The organism is Dyella sp. 333MFSha (genome assembly GCF_900102405.1).
In the GTDB taxonomy this organism is placed as follows: Bacteria; Pseudomonadota; Gammaproteobacteria; order Xanthomonadales; family Rhodanobacteraceae; genus Luteibacter; species Luteibacter mycovicinus.
Map to the genome: position 1 here is coordinate 1,131,489 of NZ_FNBR01000001.1, position 17,132 is coordinate 1,148,620.

The following is a 17,132-nucleotide window of genomic DNA, read 5'->3' on the forward strand; positions in this document are numbered from 1 at the left end:
GACCTCAGGGCGCCTTGGCCATGTCCGCCGTCGACCAGCCACCACCGAGGGCGCGGATCAGGCTCGCCGTCGCCACAAGGCGCTGCTCGGTGATCTGAAGGCTGCTCTGTTCGGCTGAGAGCGCGGTGGCCTGGGCCGTCACGACCGTGGTGTAGTCGACGGTGCCCGCCTGGTATTCATTGGTCGCGATCGTTTCGGCCTGCCGTGCGAGGCGCAGTGCCTCATCCTGCGCGACCGACTGCTGCGCGAGCACGCGCAGGTTGGACAACTCGTCCTCGACGTCCTGAAAGGCGGCGAGCACGGTGTGCCGGTAACTGGCGACACTCTGGTCGTAGGCCGCGCGCGCGGCTTCGACCGTGGATCTGCGCTGGCCACCGTCGAAGAGGGTCTCCGTCGCCGTTCCTGCCAGCGACCAGAGCTCATTCGGGGCGGACAGGAGCTTGCCCAGACCCGAGTATCCGGCTTCCGCCGACAGGTCGATGGTCGGGTAATACGCCGCCTGCGCGACACCGACCTGGGCGCTCTGCTGCTGCATCCTGCGCTCCGCTTCCGCGATATCCGGCCGGCGCTCGAGCAGTGCGGAAGGCAGCACACCGGCGACCTCGGGTAGAGGCGTGTCCAGCGTGGCCGCCGGAATGGTCAGCTCGGCCGGCGCTTTGCCGACCAGCAGCGCGATCGCATGTTCGTACTGGTCACGCAGGCGCTCCGCGCCGACGAGTGACGCGCGGGCCGTGGCGAGAGTGGTCTGTGCGGTGATCACATCCGAACGTGCCACGGTGCCCGCGTCGTACTGGTTCTGCGCGATGCGCTGGCTGCGCTCATAGGCATTCACCGTGCGCTGGTAGAGCACGATGAGCGAGTCCTGATAGCGCAGTTCGAAATAATCGGTGACCAGCTCCGCCTGCGCGGAGAGGGTGAGATCGGCCAGTTCAGCCGCGCTTGCCTGCGCGGAGGCCGTGTCGCTCTCGATCTGCCGACGGGCCTTACCCCACAGATCGGGCTCCCACGTGCCCGATGCGGTCGCCGCGCGGGTGGTGCTGTTGCTGCGCGCACTGTGCTGGCGGCTGGCGGTCGGCGCGAGATCCACCGTGGGCGACAAGCCGGCGCGCGCTTCGCCCACGACGGCCACGGCCTCGCGATACGCGGCTTCGTAGGCTTTCAGGTTCTGATTGTCGATGGCGACACGGGACACGAGCCGATCGAGCAAGGGATCGCCATAGACGCTCCACCAGGGACCGCGCTGCGCCGCGTCCTTCGGTTGCGCCGCCTGCCATCCGGCCGGCGCCTCCCTGAACGCGGTCGGCGCCGGTGCCGACGGGCGTTCGTAATTCGGCCCGACGGCGCAGGCGCCGAGGGCGGTGCTGATCGCTGCAACGAGGAAGATGGGGGTCAGTCGGTTCATGGACGGGTATCCGGCAGGGCCGCGCCGGGGAACGCCCGGTGCCAGAAGCCCAGCGAGCGATGGCGGAAGCGGTCGAGGTAGAGGTAGACGACGGGCGTCGTGTACAGCGTGAGCAGCTGGCTGACGACGAGGCCGCCGATGATCGAGATGCCGAGCGGGCGGCGCAGCTCCGCGCCCATGCCGTGATCGAGCACGAGAGGTAAGGCACCGAGCAGGGCGGCGCAGGTCGTCATCAGGATGGGACGGAAGCGCAGCAGACAGGCACGCTCGATCGCCTGGAGCGGTTCGAGGCCTTCGTTGCGTTCGGCTTCAAGGGCGAAGTCGACCATCATGATCGCGTTCTTCTTGACGATGCCGATGAGCAGGAACACACCGATCAGCGCGATGACACTGAATTCGGTACCGGTCAGCAAGAGGGCCAGTACGGCACCGGCACCGGCGGACGGCAACGTCGACAGGATCGTCAGCGGATGGACGTAGCTCTCGTAGAGGATGCCCAGAACCGCATAGACGGCAAGCAGCGCGGCACCGATCAGCAGCGGCATCGTGGCGATGATCGACTGCGACTTGCCTGCCGTGCCGCCGAACGACCCACGCACCGACACAGGCATGCGAATGGCCTGCGTGGCCTGCTCGATGGCCCTGGTCGCATCCGCCAGTCCATAGCCCGGCGCCAGGTTGAACGAAAGCGTGGTCGCGACGGCCTGGCCCTGGTGGCTCACCTGCACAGGCGTATTGCCGGTGGCCAGCGTGGCGAACGAGGAGAGCGGAATCATGGTGCCGGCCGTCGTGCTGACCGCGGAGCCGCTGGAGGCGCTTCCGCCGCTCGTCGCGATCGAGTTGGTCGCGGCGTTGGTCGCCGCGGAGGACGTGGACGTTGCGGATGTACTCGCCGCACTGGTGGTGTTCGACGTGGCATTGGTCGACGACGTGCCGCTGGCGGCTTCGCCCGACGTGCCGACGTAGATGCCCTTGATCGTCTCGGGATCCTGCAGGTACCGCGGCGCGAGTTCCATGACGACGTGGTACTGGTTCTGAGCCTTGTAGATCGTCGACACCGTACGCTCGCCGTAAGCGTCGTAAAGCGTCGCGTCGATGATGTCGGGTGTCAGGCCGAGCCGCGCGATGGTCGGGCGGTCCAGCACGACCCGGGTCTCGAGGCCGCCGGTCTGCTGGTCGGAGTTCACATCGGCGAGCATCTTGTTGGACTTCAGTGCGTCGAGCAGCTTGTTCGACCAGACACTCAGCAGCGCACTGTCATCGGACTGCAGCGTGTACTGGAACTGCGCGAAGCTCTGTCGGCCACCGGCGGACAGGTCCTGCATCGGGAACATCATCAGCCGGGCACCGGGAATGTTCGCCAGCTTCGGGCGCAGCCGGGCGATGACCTGTGCCGCCGATGCCGTCCGCTCCTCGAGCGGCTTCAGCGCGACAATGACGTTGGCCGTGCTGGTACCGCGGCCGCCGGTGAACCCGACCACCGTCTGCACGGCCGGATCCGCCTGCACGATGGCCTGCGCTTCGGTGAGCTTGGTGCGCATCGACTGGAACGACGTACTTTCGTCGGCGTTGATGCCGCCTATCATCAGTCCGGTGTCCTGCTGAGGGAACAGGGTTTTCGGAATGATCGTGAAAAGCACGACGGTGGCGCCGATGGTCAGAAAGAAGGTAAGTATTACCGCCAGCGGGTGCCTCAGCGCGATGCCGAGCGTTCGCGCATAAAGGTCGTGAACCGCCTGAATGCGTCGTTCGATGAAGCGACTGACGCGGCCCGGCCGCTTCGGCGTCGTTTCGTCCTTCAGCAACAGCGCGCACATCATCGGAGTGGTCGACAAGGCCAGCACGAGCGATATACCGATGGCGACGGACAGCACCAGCGCGAACTCACGGAACAGCCGTCCCACGATATCGCCCAGCAGCACGATAGGCAGGAAAACCGCGATCAGCGATACGCTCATCGACAGCACGGTAAAGCCGACCTCTCTGGCACCGGTCAGGGCCGCCTCGACGCGAGGCATACCCGCCTCGCGGTGCCGCGTGATGTTTTCCAGGACGACGATGGCATCGTCGACCACGAAACCCGTGGCGATCGTCAGGGCCATCAGCGACAGATTGTCCAGCGTGAATCCGCAAAGACGCATGATCGCGAACGTCCCGAGGATCGACACGGGCACCGCCACGGCGGGAATCAACGTGGCTCGCCACTCGCGCAGGAAGACCAGCACGACCAGGACTACCAGGACCACGGCGACGACAAGCGTTTCTTCAGTATGCGACAGCGAGGCGCGGATGGTGCTGCTGCGATCCGCGGCGATCGTCATATGCGTGCCGGCGGGGAGGGCGGCCTCCAGCTGCGGCAGCACCTTGCGGATACCGTCCACCGTGTTGACGATATTGCCGCCGGGCTGTTTGAAGATAAACAGCATGATGCCCTGCTTGCCATTGACCATGCCGACGTTGCGCAGGCTTTCCACCGAATCGTCGATCTCGGCGATGTCCTTGAGGTAGACAGGTCGCTGGTTGCGCCAGGCGACGATCAGATCGCGATAGTCGCTGGCCTCGGAGACCTGGTCGTTGGCGTAGAGCTGGTAACGGAGATTGCCCTCGTTGACCACGCCCTTGGCGCTGTCGGCATTGGCGGCGGACAACGCGGCACGCACGTCTTCCAGACCGATGCCGTACTTGAACACCTTGCCGGGATTGATTTCCACGCGTACGGCCGGCAATGAACCGCCGTTGAGGTCGACATTGCCGACGCCCTGCACCTGGAGCAGACGCTGCTCGAGAATGTTCGAGGCCTGATCGTAAAGTTGGCCGGTAGTCAGCTTGTCCGAGGTCATCGACAGAATCATGATCGGCGCATCCGCCGGATTGAACTTCCGGTAGGTCGGGTTGGCCTTGAGACTGGCGGGCAGATCCGCGCGGGCCCCATTGATCGCCGCCTCCACGTCGCGTGCCGCGCCTTCGATATCGCGGTCCAGACCGAACTGCAGCGTGATGTTCGACGAGCCCAGGCTGCTCTGCGACGTCATCTCCGTCACGTCCGCGATCTGGCCCAGCCGACGTTCCAACGGTGCCGCCACGGTCGACGCCATGGTGTCCGAACTGGCTCCGGCCATCTGCGCCTGCACGCGGATGGTCGGGAAGTCGACGTTGGGCAGCGGTGCCACCGGCAGCAGACGGAAAGCCAGGACACCGGCCACGGCGATGGCCGCGGTCAGCAGGATGGTCGCGACCGGGCGCCGGATGAAGATCGCGCTGAGGTTCACGATTGGCTTGCCTCGTGACCGGGCAGGCCGGCGCGATGGTGACGGAACCGCTGCGCGGCAAGGTCCAGCACCAGATACACCGCCGGTGTGGTGAACAGCGTCAGCAGCTGGCTGACCAGCAGGCCCCCGATCATCGCCACGCCGAGCGGATGGCGCAGCTCGGAACCGCTGCCATGGCCCAGAGCGAGTGGCACGGCCGAGATGAGCGCGGCCATCGTCGTCATCAGGATCGGGCGCAGGCGCAGCAGGCAGGCTTTGTGAATGGCCTCGCGTGGGCTGAGGCCTTCCTCGCGTTCGGCGGCCAGTGCGAAGTCGATCATCATGATCGCGTTCTTCTTCACGATACCGATCAGCAGGACGATACCGATGATGCCGATGATATCGAGCCCGGACCCGCTGATCTCCATGGCCAGCAGCGCTCCGATACCCGCCGACGGCAGCGTCGACAAAATGGTGAGCGGATGGATGAAGCTCTCGTACAACACGCCCAGCACCACGTACATGACCAGGACCGCGGCCAGCACCAGATACAGTTCGTTGGACAGCGACGACTGAAACGCATCGGTCGCGCCCTGGAAGTTCACACCGAAGCTCCCGGGCAGGCCGACGGTCTTACGCGCCTGATTCACGGCGTCGACCGCCGCGCCCAGCGACGCGCCGGGCGCCAGGTTGAACGATACGGTGGTGGCAGGGAACTGTGCGAGGTGGCCGATCTGGTTCGGCTTATGTGTCACCACGACTTTTGCGATCGAGCTCAGCGGGACCTGGCCCGTCGTGGCGGTGGCCGAAGACAGATAGATGGAATCGAGCGTCTTCAGGCCGCGCCCGAGCGTCGGATCCATTTCGAGGATCACCCGCATCTGACTCGACTGGGTGAACACGGTGCTGACGATGCGCTGGCCGAAGTTGTCGTAGAGGGCGTTGTCGATGGTCGCCAGCGTGATGCCGAAACGCGCGGCGGTGGCGCGGTCGACCACGACCGTGGCCGCGAGGGCGTTGTCCTGCAAGTCGCTCGTCACGTCCGCCAGTTCGGAGGACTTGCGCAGCTCGGCGAGCAGCTTCGGCGTCCAGGTGGACAGTTCGTCCAGCGACGGGTTGTCCAGGATGAACTGGTACTGGGTGGCGCTGACCTCGGTATCGACGGTCAGATCCTGTACCGGCTGCATGTAGAGCGTGATGCCGGCGATTTTCGCGGCGTCCTTCTGGATGCGGCGGATGATTTCGTCGATGGAATCGTCGCGCTGATCCTTGGGCAGGACGTTGATCTGGAAACGGCCCGAACTCAGTGTCGTGTTGGTACCGTCCACGCCGATGAACGAGGACAGGCTGACGACGTCGCGATCCTTCAGCAGCACCTCGGCCAGCGCCAGCTGACGCTTGCGCATATCGTCATAGGAGATCGACTGGGATGCCTGCGTAATGCCCTGGATCACCGAGGTGTCCTGGCTCGGGAAGAAGCCCTTGGGGACCACGATGTAGAGCAGGACCGTCAGCACGACCGAGCCTGCGGCCACGCCGAGCGTGATCCACTTGTGGTCGAGCGCCATGGTGAGAATGCGGTCATAGCCGCGGATCACGCGATCGAACCATCCCGGTCGCTTTCCGGCGTCGAGCTGTTTCGGCTCGGCCGGATGCTGACGAAGCAGCCGCGCACACATCATGGGCACCAGCGTCAGCGACACCACGGCGGACAGGACGATCGTCACCGCCAGGGTCACGGCGAACTCGTAGAACAGTCGGCCGATGACATCGCTCATGAAGAACAGCGGAATCAGTACCGCCAGCAGCGACACGGTCAGCGAGATGATCGTGAAGCCGATCTCTTCCGAGCCCTTCAGCGCGGCATCCAGCGGACGCATGCCTTGTTCGATGTAGCGGCTGATGTTCTCGATCACCACGATCGCGTCATCCACGACGAATCCAGTGGCGATGGTCAGCGCCATCAGCGAAAGGTTATCGAGGCTGAAGCCCCACAGGTACATGGCGCCGAAGGTGCCTACCAGGGACAGCGGCACGGACAGGCTCGGGATGATGGTGGCGCGGACATTGCGCAGGAACAGGAAGATGACCATGACGACGAGCGCCACCGCCAGCGCCAGCTCGAACTCCACGTCCTGGACCGACGCGCGAATGGTGGTCGTGCGGTCCGTCAGGACGGCCACATGGACGGACGAGGGCAGTCCGGCGGTCCACTGGGCGAGCGACGACTTGATGTTGTCCACCACCTGGATCACGTTCGCGCCGGACTGGCGCTGAACGTTGAGAATGATGGCGGGCGTCGTATTCATCCACGCCCCGAGTTCCGCATTCTCCGAGCCGGCCACGACCGTGGCAACGTCCTTCAGCTTGACCGGGCGGCCGTTCTTGTACGCGATGATCGTCTCGAGGTAGTCGGCCGGATCCTGGATCTGGTCGTTGGCATCGATCGTGTACGCGCGTCTGGGGCCGTCGATGCTGCCTTTGGGCGTGTTGACGTTGATGTTGTCCAGCGTGGTGCGCAGATCGTCGATATTGAGACCGTAAGCGGACATGGCGCGGATGTTCGCCTGCACGCGGATCGCCGGCTTGTTGCCGCCACTCAGCGTCACCAGGCCCACGCCGGGAAGCTGGGAGATCTTCTGGGCGATACGCGTATCCGCCAGCGTCTGCACCTGGGTCAGGGGCAGGGTGGGTGAGGTGATCGCCAGTGTCATGATCGGCGCGTCGGCGGGATTCACCTTCGCATACACCGGCGGTGCGGGCAGGTCGCTGGGCAGCAAACTGTTGGCCGCGTTGATCGACGCCTGCACTTCCTGCTCGGCGACGTCCAGGGTCACGGCCATGTCGAACTGCAGCGTGATCACCGACGCACCCGCCGACGAGCGCGACGACATCTGCTTCAGGCCCGACATCGTGCCCAGTTGCTGCTCGAGCGGCGCGGTGACCGCCGAGGTCATGACGTCTGGACTGGCACCGGGATAGAACGTCTGTACCTGGATCGTCGCGTATTCGACGGCCGGCAGGGCCGAGAGCGGCAACGAGCGCCATGCGACGAGGCCGACGATGAGCAGGGCGGCCATCAGCAGCGTGGTCGCCACCGGCCGCAGGATGAAGATGCGCGACGGATTCATGGGGCGGCCGTGGCGGCTGCCTTACCGGAGACCGACGCCTTCTTCTCGTCCGGCACGACGACCCTGGCACCGTCACTGAGGTGATCCGCACCGTCCACGACCACGACGTCGCCCACGTTCAGTCCGGAGGTCACGGCGACGTTGCCGTCGGCGGAAGGACCGGTCGTGATCTTGCGCAGCGATACCGTGCGGTCGCTCTTGAGCACGTAGACATAGGTGCCCGGTGTACCGGTCTGCACGGCCGTCGTCGGCACCGTCACGGCATCGCGCAGAGTGTCGACCAGCAGCGACGCGTTGACGAATTCGTTGGGAAACAGACGCCCGTCGGGATTGGCGAACAAGGCACGCAGCTTCACCGTGCCGGTGCTCGTATCGACCGCGTTGTCGATCGTATCCAGGGTGCCATCGGCCAGCTTCGTGCTGAACGTACGGTCCCAGACGGACACCGGCCGCGGCTTACCGTCGGCCGACGGCTTCAGCACGGCGGCCAGCGAATCTTCCGGCAGCGTGAACACGACCGAGATCGGATCCATCTGGGTCACCACCACGACGCCATCGGTGTCCGACGAGGTCACGTAGTTGCCGACGTCCACCTGGCGAAAGCCGGTCCTGCCGTCGATCGGCGAGGTGATGCGCGCATAGGTCAGGTTGAGCTTCTGCGTGTCGACCTGAGCCTGATCCGTCCGCACCGTGCCTTCGTACTCGTGCACCGAAGCGATGGCGGTGTCCACCGTCTGCTTCGATGTCGAGTCCTGTTTCATCAGCTGCTGGTAGCGCCGCAGATCGAGGCGCGCGTTTTCCAGCGTGGCCTGATCCTTCTGCAGCTGGCCCTGATACTGCGCCAGGGCGATCTGGTAAGGACGCGGGTCCACCTGCGCGAGTACGTCGCCCGCCTTCACCGTCTGGCCTTCGCGAAAGGCGATGGAGGTGAGGTAGCCGCTGGTCTGCGCCTTCACGGTGGCGGTAGCCAGCGATGTGACCGTGGCGATGGACTCCAGCGTGACCGGGATGTCGGCCCTGGTGGCTGTCGCCACGCCGACCGAGGTCGCCGTCTGCTGAGCGCCCGGACCTCCCTGATGACCGCTACCACCCGTACCCGACACCACCCGCCACGCGATGAACGCGGCGATCAGGAGGACGACCGCGACGACGGATACCCAAAGGCCGACGCGACGGCGTGACGGGGTGGAGGAGGATTGCGGTTCGGTACGCGGGTGCATGGCGGGCCATCAGGGAGATTCGGATGGTCGACACGGTGACACCGGACCCTTGTCGCGACAATGCATCTTGTTGATATCAAAACACATTTACACAGTGTGTCAGTATTTAAACAAACACCGCATTCGCTGGTTATCCGCCTCGGGGATGCCGCAGAATATCGACGAACCGCAAAAGGCAGGGCGCGTTGGCCACTCCGCACATTCTCCTGGTCGAGGACGACCCCGGTATTCGCCAGCCGCTGGCGGACTTCCTGCGAGGGAAGGGGTTCGTCGTCTCCGAAGCCGACAGCGCGGAAGCGGCGGAGCGCCTGCTGGCACGCGGCGATGTCGAGGTGATGCTGCTCGACGTCATGCTGCCCGGGGAGGACGGGCTGTCGTTCTGCCGGCGCATGCAGGCCAGGGGTTCGCCGCGGATCATCATGCTTACCGCGCTGGGTGAGTCCACCGACAAGGTGGTCGGTCTCGAGCTGGGCGCGGACGATTACATGACCAAGCCGGTGGATCTGCGTGAACTGGTCGCGCGAATCCGTGCCGTGCTGCGTCGACCCATGGCGGCCGATGCTCCCACGGTCGCCGCAAGCGGCGCGGATGGCCTGGTGCTGCGCTTCCAGGGCTTTACCTTCTTCCCGGCAAAACGCTTTCTGCGCAGCGACGCGGGCGTGCGCATTCCGCTGACAGGTACGGAGACGGATCTGTTGCTCGCGCTGTGTCAGCATCCGCGCGAGGTGCTCTCGCGTGACGAGCTCATCGGCCTGACCCGTGGCCAGGGCTTTCCGATCTCCGCGCGCTCGGTGGATCTGCTCATCAGTCGGCTGCGTCGCAAGCTGGCCGGAACCGATCCGCTCGACGATCCCATTCGGACCATGCGTTCGGATGGTTATGCATTTCAGCGCGATGTGACCGCCGGATGATCGGCCGCTTCTTCCGCAGTACCGTCGGCCAGATTCTGATGATCACGGCCAGTTCGTCGACGGTGACTTTCCTCTTTTCCCTCGCCCTGTTTTCGTGGCTTTACCCGAACGCGCCACCGCGTCCACCATGGCCGTGGTCGGTCGCCTTTCGTATCGAAAGTCTGGTGGACGGTTTGCGTGGCGTCCCGGAGCGCGATCGCGCCGCGTTGCTGGCCGGCGTGCGCTGGCCGCTTACCGAGGCCAGACTGGCGACGGCGGCATCGGTGTGCGATGCGCTATCCAAAGACACGCGTGAGCTGGAAGCGGTACTCCAGGACGACCTTGCCGCGACGAGCGGGAAAGTCACCGTGCGCGAATGCAGCGATGCGCCGCTCGAGACCCGTGTGCAGATCCTTGTCGGCCTGGGCGAGCAGACGCTTGCGGTGCGGACGCATGCCGTCAACGGCACCCGTCGACGGCTGACCTTCCCGTTGGTCGGGGCACTTGTCTTTCTGGGTGTCGCGGTCGTTCTCATGTCCGCATGGGCGGTATGGCTGGTCATACGTCCGCTGCGGCGGCTGTCCGACCAGGTCACGACGTTCGGTGAACAGATGTCGTTCGTGCCACTGGCGGAAGAAGGTCCGCTCGAGATCCGGCGTGCCGCGCACGCGTTCAACCTGATGCAGGAGCGCGTAACGCGCTCGATCCAGGACCGCACCCGCATGTTGGCCGCGATAAGTCACGACATGCGATCGCCGTTGACCCGCATGCGTCTCCAGCTGGACACGGCGGAACCGACACAGATGGTGCAGAAGCTGTCGCGCGAGACCATCCTGATGCAGGACATGGTGACCTCCGCACTCGGCTATCTCGGCAACCGGAGTTCGTCGGAAGCCTTCGAGCCGCTCGATCTCGCGGCACTTCTGCAGACGATCTGCGACGAGTACGCGGATGCCGGTGTCGAGATCCACTACACCGGGCCGGATGCCCTGACGGTCGTGTGCAAACCGAATGCGATCCAGCGGGCGGTCGGCAACCTGCTCGAGAACGCGATCGCGTTCGGCTCGCGCATCGATGTGATCGCCACATCCGCCGGCGACCAGGTGGCGGTGACGATTGGGGACGACGGCCCCGGCATCCCGGCTCATCAGCTGGCCGAAGTGATCGAGCCCTTCGTCCGGCTGGACCCGCCCCGTAACGCGCGACCGGGCAGTCTGGGCCTTGGCCTGTCGATCGTCAGCGACATCGTGCAGGAGCACGGCGGCCGCCTGACGCTGTCGAATCGCGTGGAAGGGGGGCTGCTCGCGCTGATCGAACTGCCCCTCGTCGCATCCGCCCCGTGATCAGTCCAGGCCGATCCAGCGGTGCGTCTCGGCCATGTTGAGGGCGAGCCTGGGGCTACGGCGGGCGACGCGCTCACGCTTCTCGCGGTCGGCGCGGATCGTCGGCCACGCGGCGAGATACGCCTCGAGTACAGCCGGATCGCCTTCGTATTTCGCGATCGTCGCCGGTGTCGCGGAGCGCAGGGCCACCGCGCCGTTGTAGCCGCCGAAACCCTGCGTGGCGCAGATGGCGCCACCGTCCGCGTTGCCGTCGGACGGGTCGGCCTGCAGATGGAAGTGCGCCGCGACATCGGCCAGATCGGGGTCCAGCCGGCGCAGTGTCGGGACGCCGGGCGCCTTGCGGCCGAGTACGAACTGCAATGCCTGAGACAGCGCCTTCAGGCCGGTCTCGCCCATCGTGTGACCGTCGCCGACGGCCTTCGGCGTGCCCACGAAGAGCCTGGGCAGATCACTCTCGACACCCTGCCGCTGCGCCGCGCCGCGTAGACCGGCCAAGGCGGTGCCGAGGTCGGTCTTGGAGTTGGTACGCGTGCCCGTCGCGTGCGCCGCGAGGTACTGGAAGTCGTGCACGCCGTAACCATGGCCGGCATGGGCCATGTCGAGCGCCTGTACCAGCGCGTTCTCACCGCCGAAGCCGACACCGGCGAAATGCGCCTTGCCACCGGCTTCCGCACTCTGGCCCCAGCCGACGATGATGGACGTAATATCCAGCTGGTTGGCGAGGGCGAACTCCAGGGTCGTCACCAGCAGGCCCGAGCCTCCGTGGCCGACCACGGTGCCGTCGGCATCGATGTCGAAAGGCGCGAGCGAATCGTGCACGCTGCGTACATTGCCGTCGTCGTGCGCGGCGTTCTTGGCGGCCAGCTTGTCGCCGGTCATCAGCGCACCGCCGCCGAACGCCTCGAGGATGCCGAAGCGTGGCTGCAGCGCGGCGTCGGCCGCGGTAAGGAGCACCATCTGCGGCTTCTGAAAACCGGGGTAGTCGAACAGCAGTTGCGGCGCGATGTCCGCCAGCGCGACCAGACTCGACGCGCAGGCGCCCACGGCGGTCATCGGCGCCTGCGGGACGCGCATGAAGCCGACATCGTCGGAGCGCAGCGATTCGCGCAGTTCCGGGTTCTTCAGAACGCGGCTGATGCTGTACGACGGCGACAGCATGGTCGAGACGAGGGCAGGGCCGTGCGAACCCAGCGAGTGCGCCAGCCGGACCGCGAAGGTGTCCTTCGGAAAGCCGCCTTCGGGCAGCGGCGCATCCGGCCGCAGCCATTGGCCCAGCGCTTCGTTACCGCCGAATGCCGTCGCTGACGCCACACGGAAGCCGAACGGGTTGGGGACCAGTTCGGACAGCGGACGCGGCAGGCCGGCCAGCGCGCCGAGCGCGCCGTAGGCGAACAGCTGGGCCTGCAACGACGGGCTGAGCAACGGATCATCCTGGAAAAGACCGTGCATGTCCTTGAGCTTCGACGCGCGGATATCCTCGTATCGCAGACCGGCGAGGCGACGCAGTCCGACGGTCTCCAGATCGTGCGGCAACGGTGCGGCGATGTCGGTTACCACGCGCGGCGCCAGTTCGCGCACGTTGGGCACATGGCGGATGCCGCTGTTGGCGCGGAGACTGTCGCCGTGCAGGCGCTTCAGTTCGTCCAGCGTGACGGGTTCACCTGCGTGTTCGCCGCCGGCCCAACGCATGCCGTCCGCTGCGCTGGCCGATTCCGGATCGATCTCCACCAGACCCGCGTCGAACGCGGCCAGCGGAAGGAATTCTTCCGACCGGGCGACGAGGGCCTGATAGGTTTCCGTCGAACCGACGGCCGACAAGGTGCAGGCCGTGCCGACGGTGACGAGGACTTGATTCGTTTTCAGGATAGCCATGCCCGGACGGGTACCGATACAGATGAATTCCCCATTATAGATCCGAAGACGCCACCCGTATCGACACATCCCTGTGATAGGGAGCCGCAATGACGGCGGGCTCCCACCACAGCCTGGTTCAGAAGAGACCCGGGTCTTCCGTCCGTGACGTATCCGGCGATCCATCCGGGTGTGTGAACCACAGCACCTGGTTACGCCCCTTCGCGCAATCGCCGCCATCCGTCGCCGCGGTCAGTACGCCTGTCGCGGTCGCGATATCCCTTCCGTAGCAACTGCCAAGGTTGTCCTTGAAGCGGAACACCTGCGTGCTGCGCTGGCCGGTGTGGCTGGTCACCGCACCGTCCGTGAAGACCAGCGTGTCCGCGGTATCGATGCTGTTGTCCACGTCGCTGCGATAGAGAACGAGGCTGCCCAGCTTCTTCGTGAACTGCCTCGAATAGCCCTGCGTGACAGCGCTCGGCGCCGTCGCGACGTTGCCGGCCGCGTCGAACGTGTAACGGAAACTGGCGACCAGTGGATAATCGAAATGCGCCTCGCTGGTGACGGTAACGCCGAACGGACCCTGCCGTGTCTTCGTCGTGCTGTCGACCGTCGACAGCTGATCGATGCGCTGGTCATACCGCGATGGGTCGATGGCGAAGGTCTGGGTGTTGCGGAAGGCCACCGTCTGCGTCACATCGGTGGTGACCCTGCCGTGAGACGTATCGACATAGCCCGCGGTGCGGAAGCGACGCGACGCCTGGGTGGCCACCGAGCCCGCGACGACTCCGGCGTTGTCGGTCAGCCGGTTGTCGACCGCGGCGACAGCTGGCTGACCCTGCAACGTATTGGCCGTGACGCTGCCCGTGAGAACCTTGCGACCGCGATCGAGATAGACAAAAAGGTTGCCCGTCACCGCGAAATAGCCATTGGCTCCCGTGACGCCGATCGCCACCGCATGCGCCTTGCCGTCATTGAGCAACGCGGCGAACGGTGTAAGGTCCACGCGATAGGGCAGGAAATTCAGTGTCTGCACGCCTGGCGTGGGCCGCCACATGTACGGATCGATGCCACCGGTGAAGATCCACGGATACACCGGCGCGACGCCTGCCGCGGTTCCGTCGATCGATACCTGCACCTCGCGGTACGAACCGCCGCCGCAGCTCTGAGCCTCCTCAGCCAGCGCATCGGGCACACAGGAGTACCAGAACTCGTCACCACCCTGGCCCTGGGCGAAGACGTCCAGGTAGGCGCGCTCGACGTTCGTCGGCAAGGTCAGCGTGCGTGATAGCACGTCCGCGCCGGTGTTCAGGGTGACCGGACCGCCCGCCGTGCCGTCCGATAGTGGAAATACCGCATCCGGGGCATCGACCTTCGGCGCCAGTACGTTCGCGGGATAGAAGACCAGCCGCGCCGAGCCACTGATCACACCGGTATAGGTTCCGTCGACGACGTTGCCCAGGATCGCCTGACCCGTCTGCACATTGCCGAGCAGACTTGCGAAGTCGCTGACATCGCGTTCGATGTGCCAGCTCGGCGAGACGGCGGCTGAAGGTTCCTGCGTGGTACCGAAATAGAGGTTCGCACCGCCGAGCCACAAGGACGCGGTGCGGTCGAACTGCCTTCCGGCGGTGACGGAGAAATCCGCTTCCAGCACGACCTTCGACCACGACTTGCCGCAGCCCACCGGTGGCGTATACGTATAAGGGTGGTTGGAGAAGTCGGTAAAGCTGAAACCCTCGAACAGCTGGACCGTGCACGCCTTGCCCGGTGGCCTCGGTACCGCTGGGTCGGCTACCGCGACGTTAGCGGAACCGACATTGAAACCCGGCGCCGTCGCTGCGAATGCAGCGGGCGCCGGGCTTACCATCATGCAACCGAACAACCCCACCCACAGGCCCTTGCGGCCCGCCCCGACGATGACAGCCATGCGCCCGTTCTCCCGCGACAAACTGCCCCCTGCGCGGGAAACGTAGCATAGGTTTTACCACTGGTTATCGTCGAAGCTCCCGCTGTCGCCCGAATCGCCCTGATCCCACGAGCTGTCGTTGTTGCCCATGTCGATCGGATCGTCGCGCAGGTCGTCATACGCCTGACCGGACGGAGAGGCGTCCTGCTGCGGCGGTGGATTGGCGAAGCCCGCCTCGCGCGAGGTCTCACCCGAGCCGTGGCTACGGAACGCCTCGTCGAGCAGGGCGCCCGCGGCCAGACCACCCAGACCCGCGGCCACCGCGGCACCGGCGCCCGACGAGGGAGCCTGCGGCGGGTAACCGTAGTTCGGCCCATAACCCGGGCCCGGGCCACCGTTCATGGGCGAACCATAAGGCGCGCCGGCGAAAGGCGGCGCAACATCACGGCGGCGGCGAGACCACAGGAAGGCGATGAGCGCGATAACTCCTGCGCCGATCAGAAGTCCAGACCATGGAAAGGACGCCTCCTTCGGAGGTGCCACCGCCGGGGCACCGCCGTAAGCCGCCTGGCGGGCAGCCGGGCGACTGGCCGACGGCGGCGCCATGGCCTGGTTGAGTTTGCTCTGGAACTGCTGGAACCGGGCGGGATCGGTGAAACGGGTCGCCGGATCCAGCGTGGCGGCCTTGTTGGCTTCCGCCCGGGCCTCACCGATATTGCCTTCGTGCGCAAGCACTTCCGCCAGCACGTAGTGTGCCTTGGCGCTCTGGGGGTGTTCCGAAACCGCCTCGCGCAACGCCGTCTCGGCGGCGGGGAAGTCGCCACGGGCGATCATCGCCTGGACGTCCTTCGGCGAATCGCCGGCGCTGGCGGCTGCGGCGACAAACATCAGGCTAAGGGCAAGCAACGTCTTTTTCATGTAAGTGTCCGAAGCGCGGAATGGCGGTTTGAGTCGCCGCACGACGGGAAGTTCGTGCGAGGCGTCCTGTTCCGGATGTGCGGACGCCACGCTCGAAGATCAATCGCAGCGACGTGCGGCGAAGTGTAGCCACGCCCCGAAGCAACTTCTTGCGAACGAAATCCCTCCGTTCATCTCGACGATCGCTCCCGGTCCGCCCCGGCCCGACGGACACTCAGTGCGTCGCGCCCATGCCGCCCGGCGCTGTGGGCATCGGCATCATGTTGACGTCCAGGTGATACATCACCCAGATCGAACCGACGATCGTCAGAACGACGATGATGGCCGTGAAGAGGGTCGCCATCAGCGTCCATCCGCCCTCGCTCTTCGTGTCCACATGCAGGAAGTAAACGACATGGACGACGATCTGGACCATGGCGAAGGCGAAGATCGTCAGGGCCGTGGCGCTGCCGCTGTGCAGTCCGCCGCTCATCACCAGCCAGAAAGGAATCGCGGTGAGCAGAACGGCAAGGGCGGAGCCGGTGATGAAACGTTGCTTGTTGCCGTGGCTGTGGCCGTGGTCGGCGGGATGGGAGGCGGCGGAAGTGGTCACCGGATGACTCCATACAGGTAGACGAAGGTGAAGACGCCGATCCAGACGATGTCGAGGAAGTGCCAGAACATCGACAGGCAGACGATGCGGCGGCGGTTCTCGACGTGGAGGCCTCGCTGACCGATCTGGATCAGCATGGTCACCAGCCAGATCAGACCGAATGCGACATGGGCGCCGTGGGTTCCGACCAGCGTGAAGAAGATCGAGAGGAAGGCACTGCGCTGGGGTGTGGCGCCCTGGGCGACGAGTTCGGCGAACTCGTGCATCTCGACGCACAGGAAGCCGAGGCCCAGCAAGCCGGTGATGACGAGCCAGAACATCGTCCGCTTCACGCGATCCGACTCCATCGCCATCATCGCGATGCCGAAGGTGATGGACGACGCCAGCAGCAAGCCGGTGTTGAGAGCGACCAGCGACAGGTCGAACAGCTGCTTCGGGCCGGGGCCGCCGGCATAGTTGCGGCCGAGCACGCCGAACACCGCGAACAGCGAGGCGAAGATGAGCGCATCGCTCATCAGATAGATCCAGAATCCGATCAGGGTGGCACCGCCACCGTGTGCGTGATCTTCCGTGGCGACGAACCAGGTGCGGGTGGCTACGGGACCGTCGTGGCGGCTCGGCATGGCTA

At 65.4% G+C, this 17,132-nt stretch carries 11 protein-coding genes; 2 read left to right on the forward strand and 9 right to left on the reverse strand.

The genetic code is table 11. The annotated features are described in order from the left end of the window. Positions 1–4: 4 nt before the first annotated feature. From BLT40_RS05155 to BLT40_RS05170, 4 genes are read right to left on the reverse strand one after another with little or no spacing between them, the layout of a single operon-like run. Complete coding sequence (locus BLT40_RS05155; RefSeq protein ID WP_090351933.1) at positions 5–1,402, reverse strand: efflux transporter outer membrane subunit; 1,398 nt, start codon at positions 1,400–1,402, stop codon at positions 5–7. Next, positions 1,399–4,671: an efflux RND transporter permease subunit gene (locus BLT40_RS05160; RefSeq protein ID WP_090351936.1), complete on the reverse strand. Its 3,273-nt coding sequence runs from the start codon at positions 4,669–4,671 to the stop codon at positions 1,399–1,401. The genes BLT40_RS05155 and BLT40_RS05160 overlap by 4 nt, the downstream gene beginning before the upstream one ends. Then, positions 4,668–7,781, reverse strand: coding sequence for an efflux RND transporter permease subunit (locus BLT40_RS05165; RefSeq protein WP_079519836.1), 3,114 nt, complete (start codon positions 7,779–7,781; stop codon positions 4,668–4,670). Before BLT40_RS05165 ends, BLT40_RS05160 begins: the two co-directional genes overlap by 4 nt. Then, positions 7,778–9,001, reverse strand: coding sequence for an MdtA/MuxA family multidrug efflux RND transporter periplasmic adaptor subunit (locus tag BLT40_RS05170; protein WP_079519834.1), 1,224 nt, complete (start codon positions 8,999–9,001; stop codon positions 7,778–7,780). The genes BLT40_RS05165 and BLT40_RS05170 overlap by 4 nt, the downstream gene beginning before the upstream one ends. A gap of 185 nt (positions 9,002–9,186) precedes the next feature. Between BLT40_RS05170 and BLT40_RS05175 the strand changes: the two genes are divergently transcribed. Then, positions 9,187–9,912, forward strand: a complete 726-nt coding sequence (locus BLT40_RS05175; protein WP_090351938.1) for a response regulator transcription factor — start codon at positions 9,187–9,189, stop codon at positions 9,910–9,912. Then, positions 9,909–11,234 carry an ATP-binding protein gene (locus tag BLT40_RS05180; protein ID WP_090351940.1) on the forward strand — a complete coding sequence of 442 codons (1,326 nt, stop codon included), beginning with the start codon at positions 9,909–9,911 and terminating at the stop codon, positions 11,232–11,234. Before BLT40_RS05175 ends, BLT40_RS05180 begins: the two co-directional genes overlap by 4 nt. Here BLT40_RS05180 and BLT40_RS05185 read toward each other — a convergent pair whose 3' ends face one another. From BLT40_RS05185 to cyoC, 5 genes are all read right to left on the reverse strand, one after another. Continuing rightward, positions 11,235–13,106 carry a beta-ketoacyl-[acyl-carrier-protein] synthase family protein gene (locus BLT40_RS05185; protein WP_090351942.1) on the reverse strand — a complete coding sequence of 624 codons (1,872 nt, stop codon included), beginning with the start codon at positions 13,104–13,106 and terminating at the stop codon, positions 11,235–11,237. A gap of 118 nt (positions 13,107–13,224) precedes the next feature. Further along, a complete protein-coding gene (locus BLT40_RS05190) occupies positions 13,225–15,015 on the reverse strand; it encodes a peptide-N4-asparagine amidase (protein WP_079519826.1) in 1,791 nt (596 codons plus the stop codon). Positions 15,016–15,069: 54 nt separating this feature from the next. Further along, positions 15,070–15,912 carry a tetratricopeptide repeat protein gene (locus BLT40_RS05195; protein WP_139382600.1) on the reverse strand — a complete coding sequence of 281 codons (843 nt, stop codon included), beginning with the start codon at positions 15,910–15,912 and terminating at the stop codon, positions 15,070–15,072. 214 nt (positions 15,913–16,126) lie between these two features. Then, the gene (cyoD, locus tag BLT40_RS05200; RefSeq protein ID WP_143025836.1) at positions 16,127–16,504 is read right to left on the reverse strand and encodes a cytochrome o ubiquinol oxidase subunit IV; all 378 of its coding nucleotides are present in this window, start codon (positions 16,502–16,504) and stop codon (positions 16,127–16,129) included. Beyond that, the gene (cyoC, locus tag BLT40_RS05205) at positions 16,501–17,127 is read right to left on the reverse strand and encodes a cytochrome o ubiquinol oxidase subunit III (RefSeq protein WP_217699724.1); all 627 of its coding nucleotides are present in this window, start codon (positions 17,125–17,127) and stop codon (positions 16,501–16,503) included. Before cyoC ends, cyoD begins: the two co-directional genes overlap by 4 nt. Between the last annotated feature and the right edge of the window lie 5 nt (positions 17,128–17,132).

Bases quoted from the DNA above. Each gene is read 5' to 3' on its own strand.
- cyoC (WP_217699724.1), bottom strand. From the start codon at position 17,127: ATGCCGAGCCGCCACGACGGTCCCGTAGCCACCCGCACCTGGTTCGTC.
- BLT40_RS05170 (WP_079519834.1), bottom strand. From the start codon at position 9,001: ATGCACCCGCGTACCGAACCGCAATCCTCCTCCACCCCGTCACGCCGT.
- BLT40_RS05180 (WP_090351940.1), top strand. From the start codon at position 9,909: ATGATCGGCCGCTTCTTCCGCAGTACCGTCGGCCAGATTCTGATGATC.
- BLT40_RS05195 (WP_139382600.1), bottom strand. From the start codon at position 15,912: ATGAAAAAGACGTTGCTTGCCCTTAGCCTGATGTTTGTCGCCGCAGCC.
- BLT40_RS05190 (WP_079519826.1), bottom strand. From the start codon at position 15,015: ATGGCTGTCATCGTCGGGGCGGGCCGCAAGGGCCTGTGGGTGGGGTTG.
- BLT40_RS05185 (WP_090351942.1), bottom strand. From the start codon at position 13,106: ATGGCTATCCTGAAAACGAATCAAGTCCTCGTCACCGTCGGCACGGCC.
- BLT40_RS05155 (WP_090351933.1), bottom strand. From the start codon at position 1,402: ATGAACCGACTGACCCCCATCTTCCTCGTTGCAGCGATCAGCACCGCC.
- BLT40_RS05165 (WP_079519836.1), bottom strand. From the start codon at position 7,781: ATGAATCCGTCGCGCATCTTCATCCTGCGGCCGGTGGCGACCACGCTG.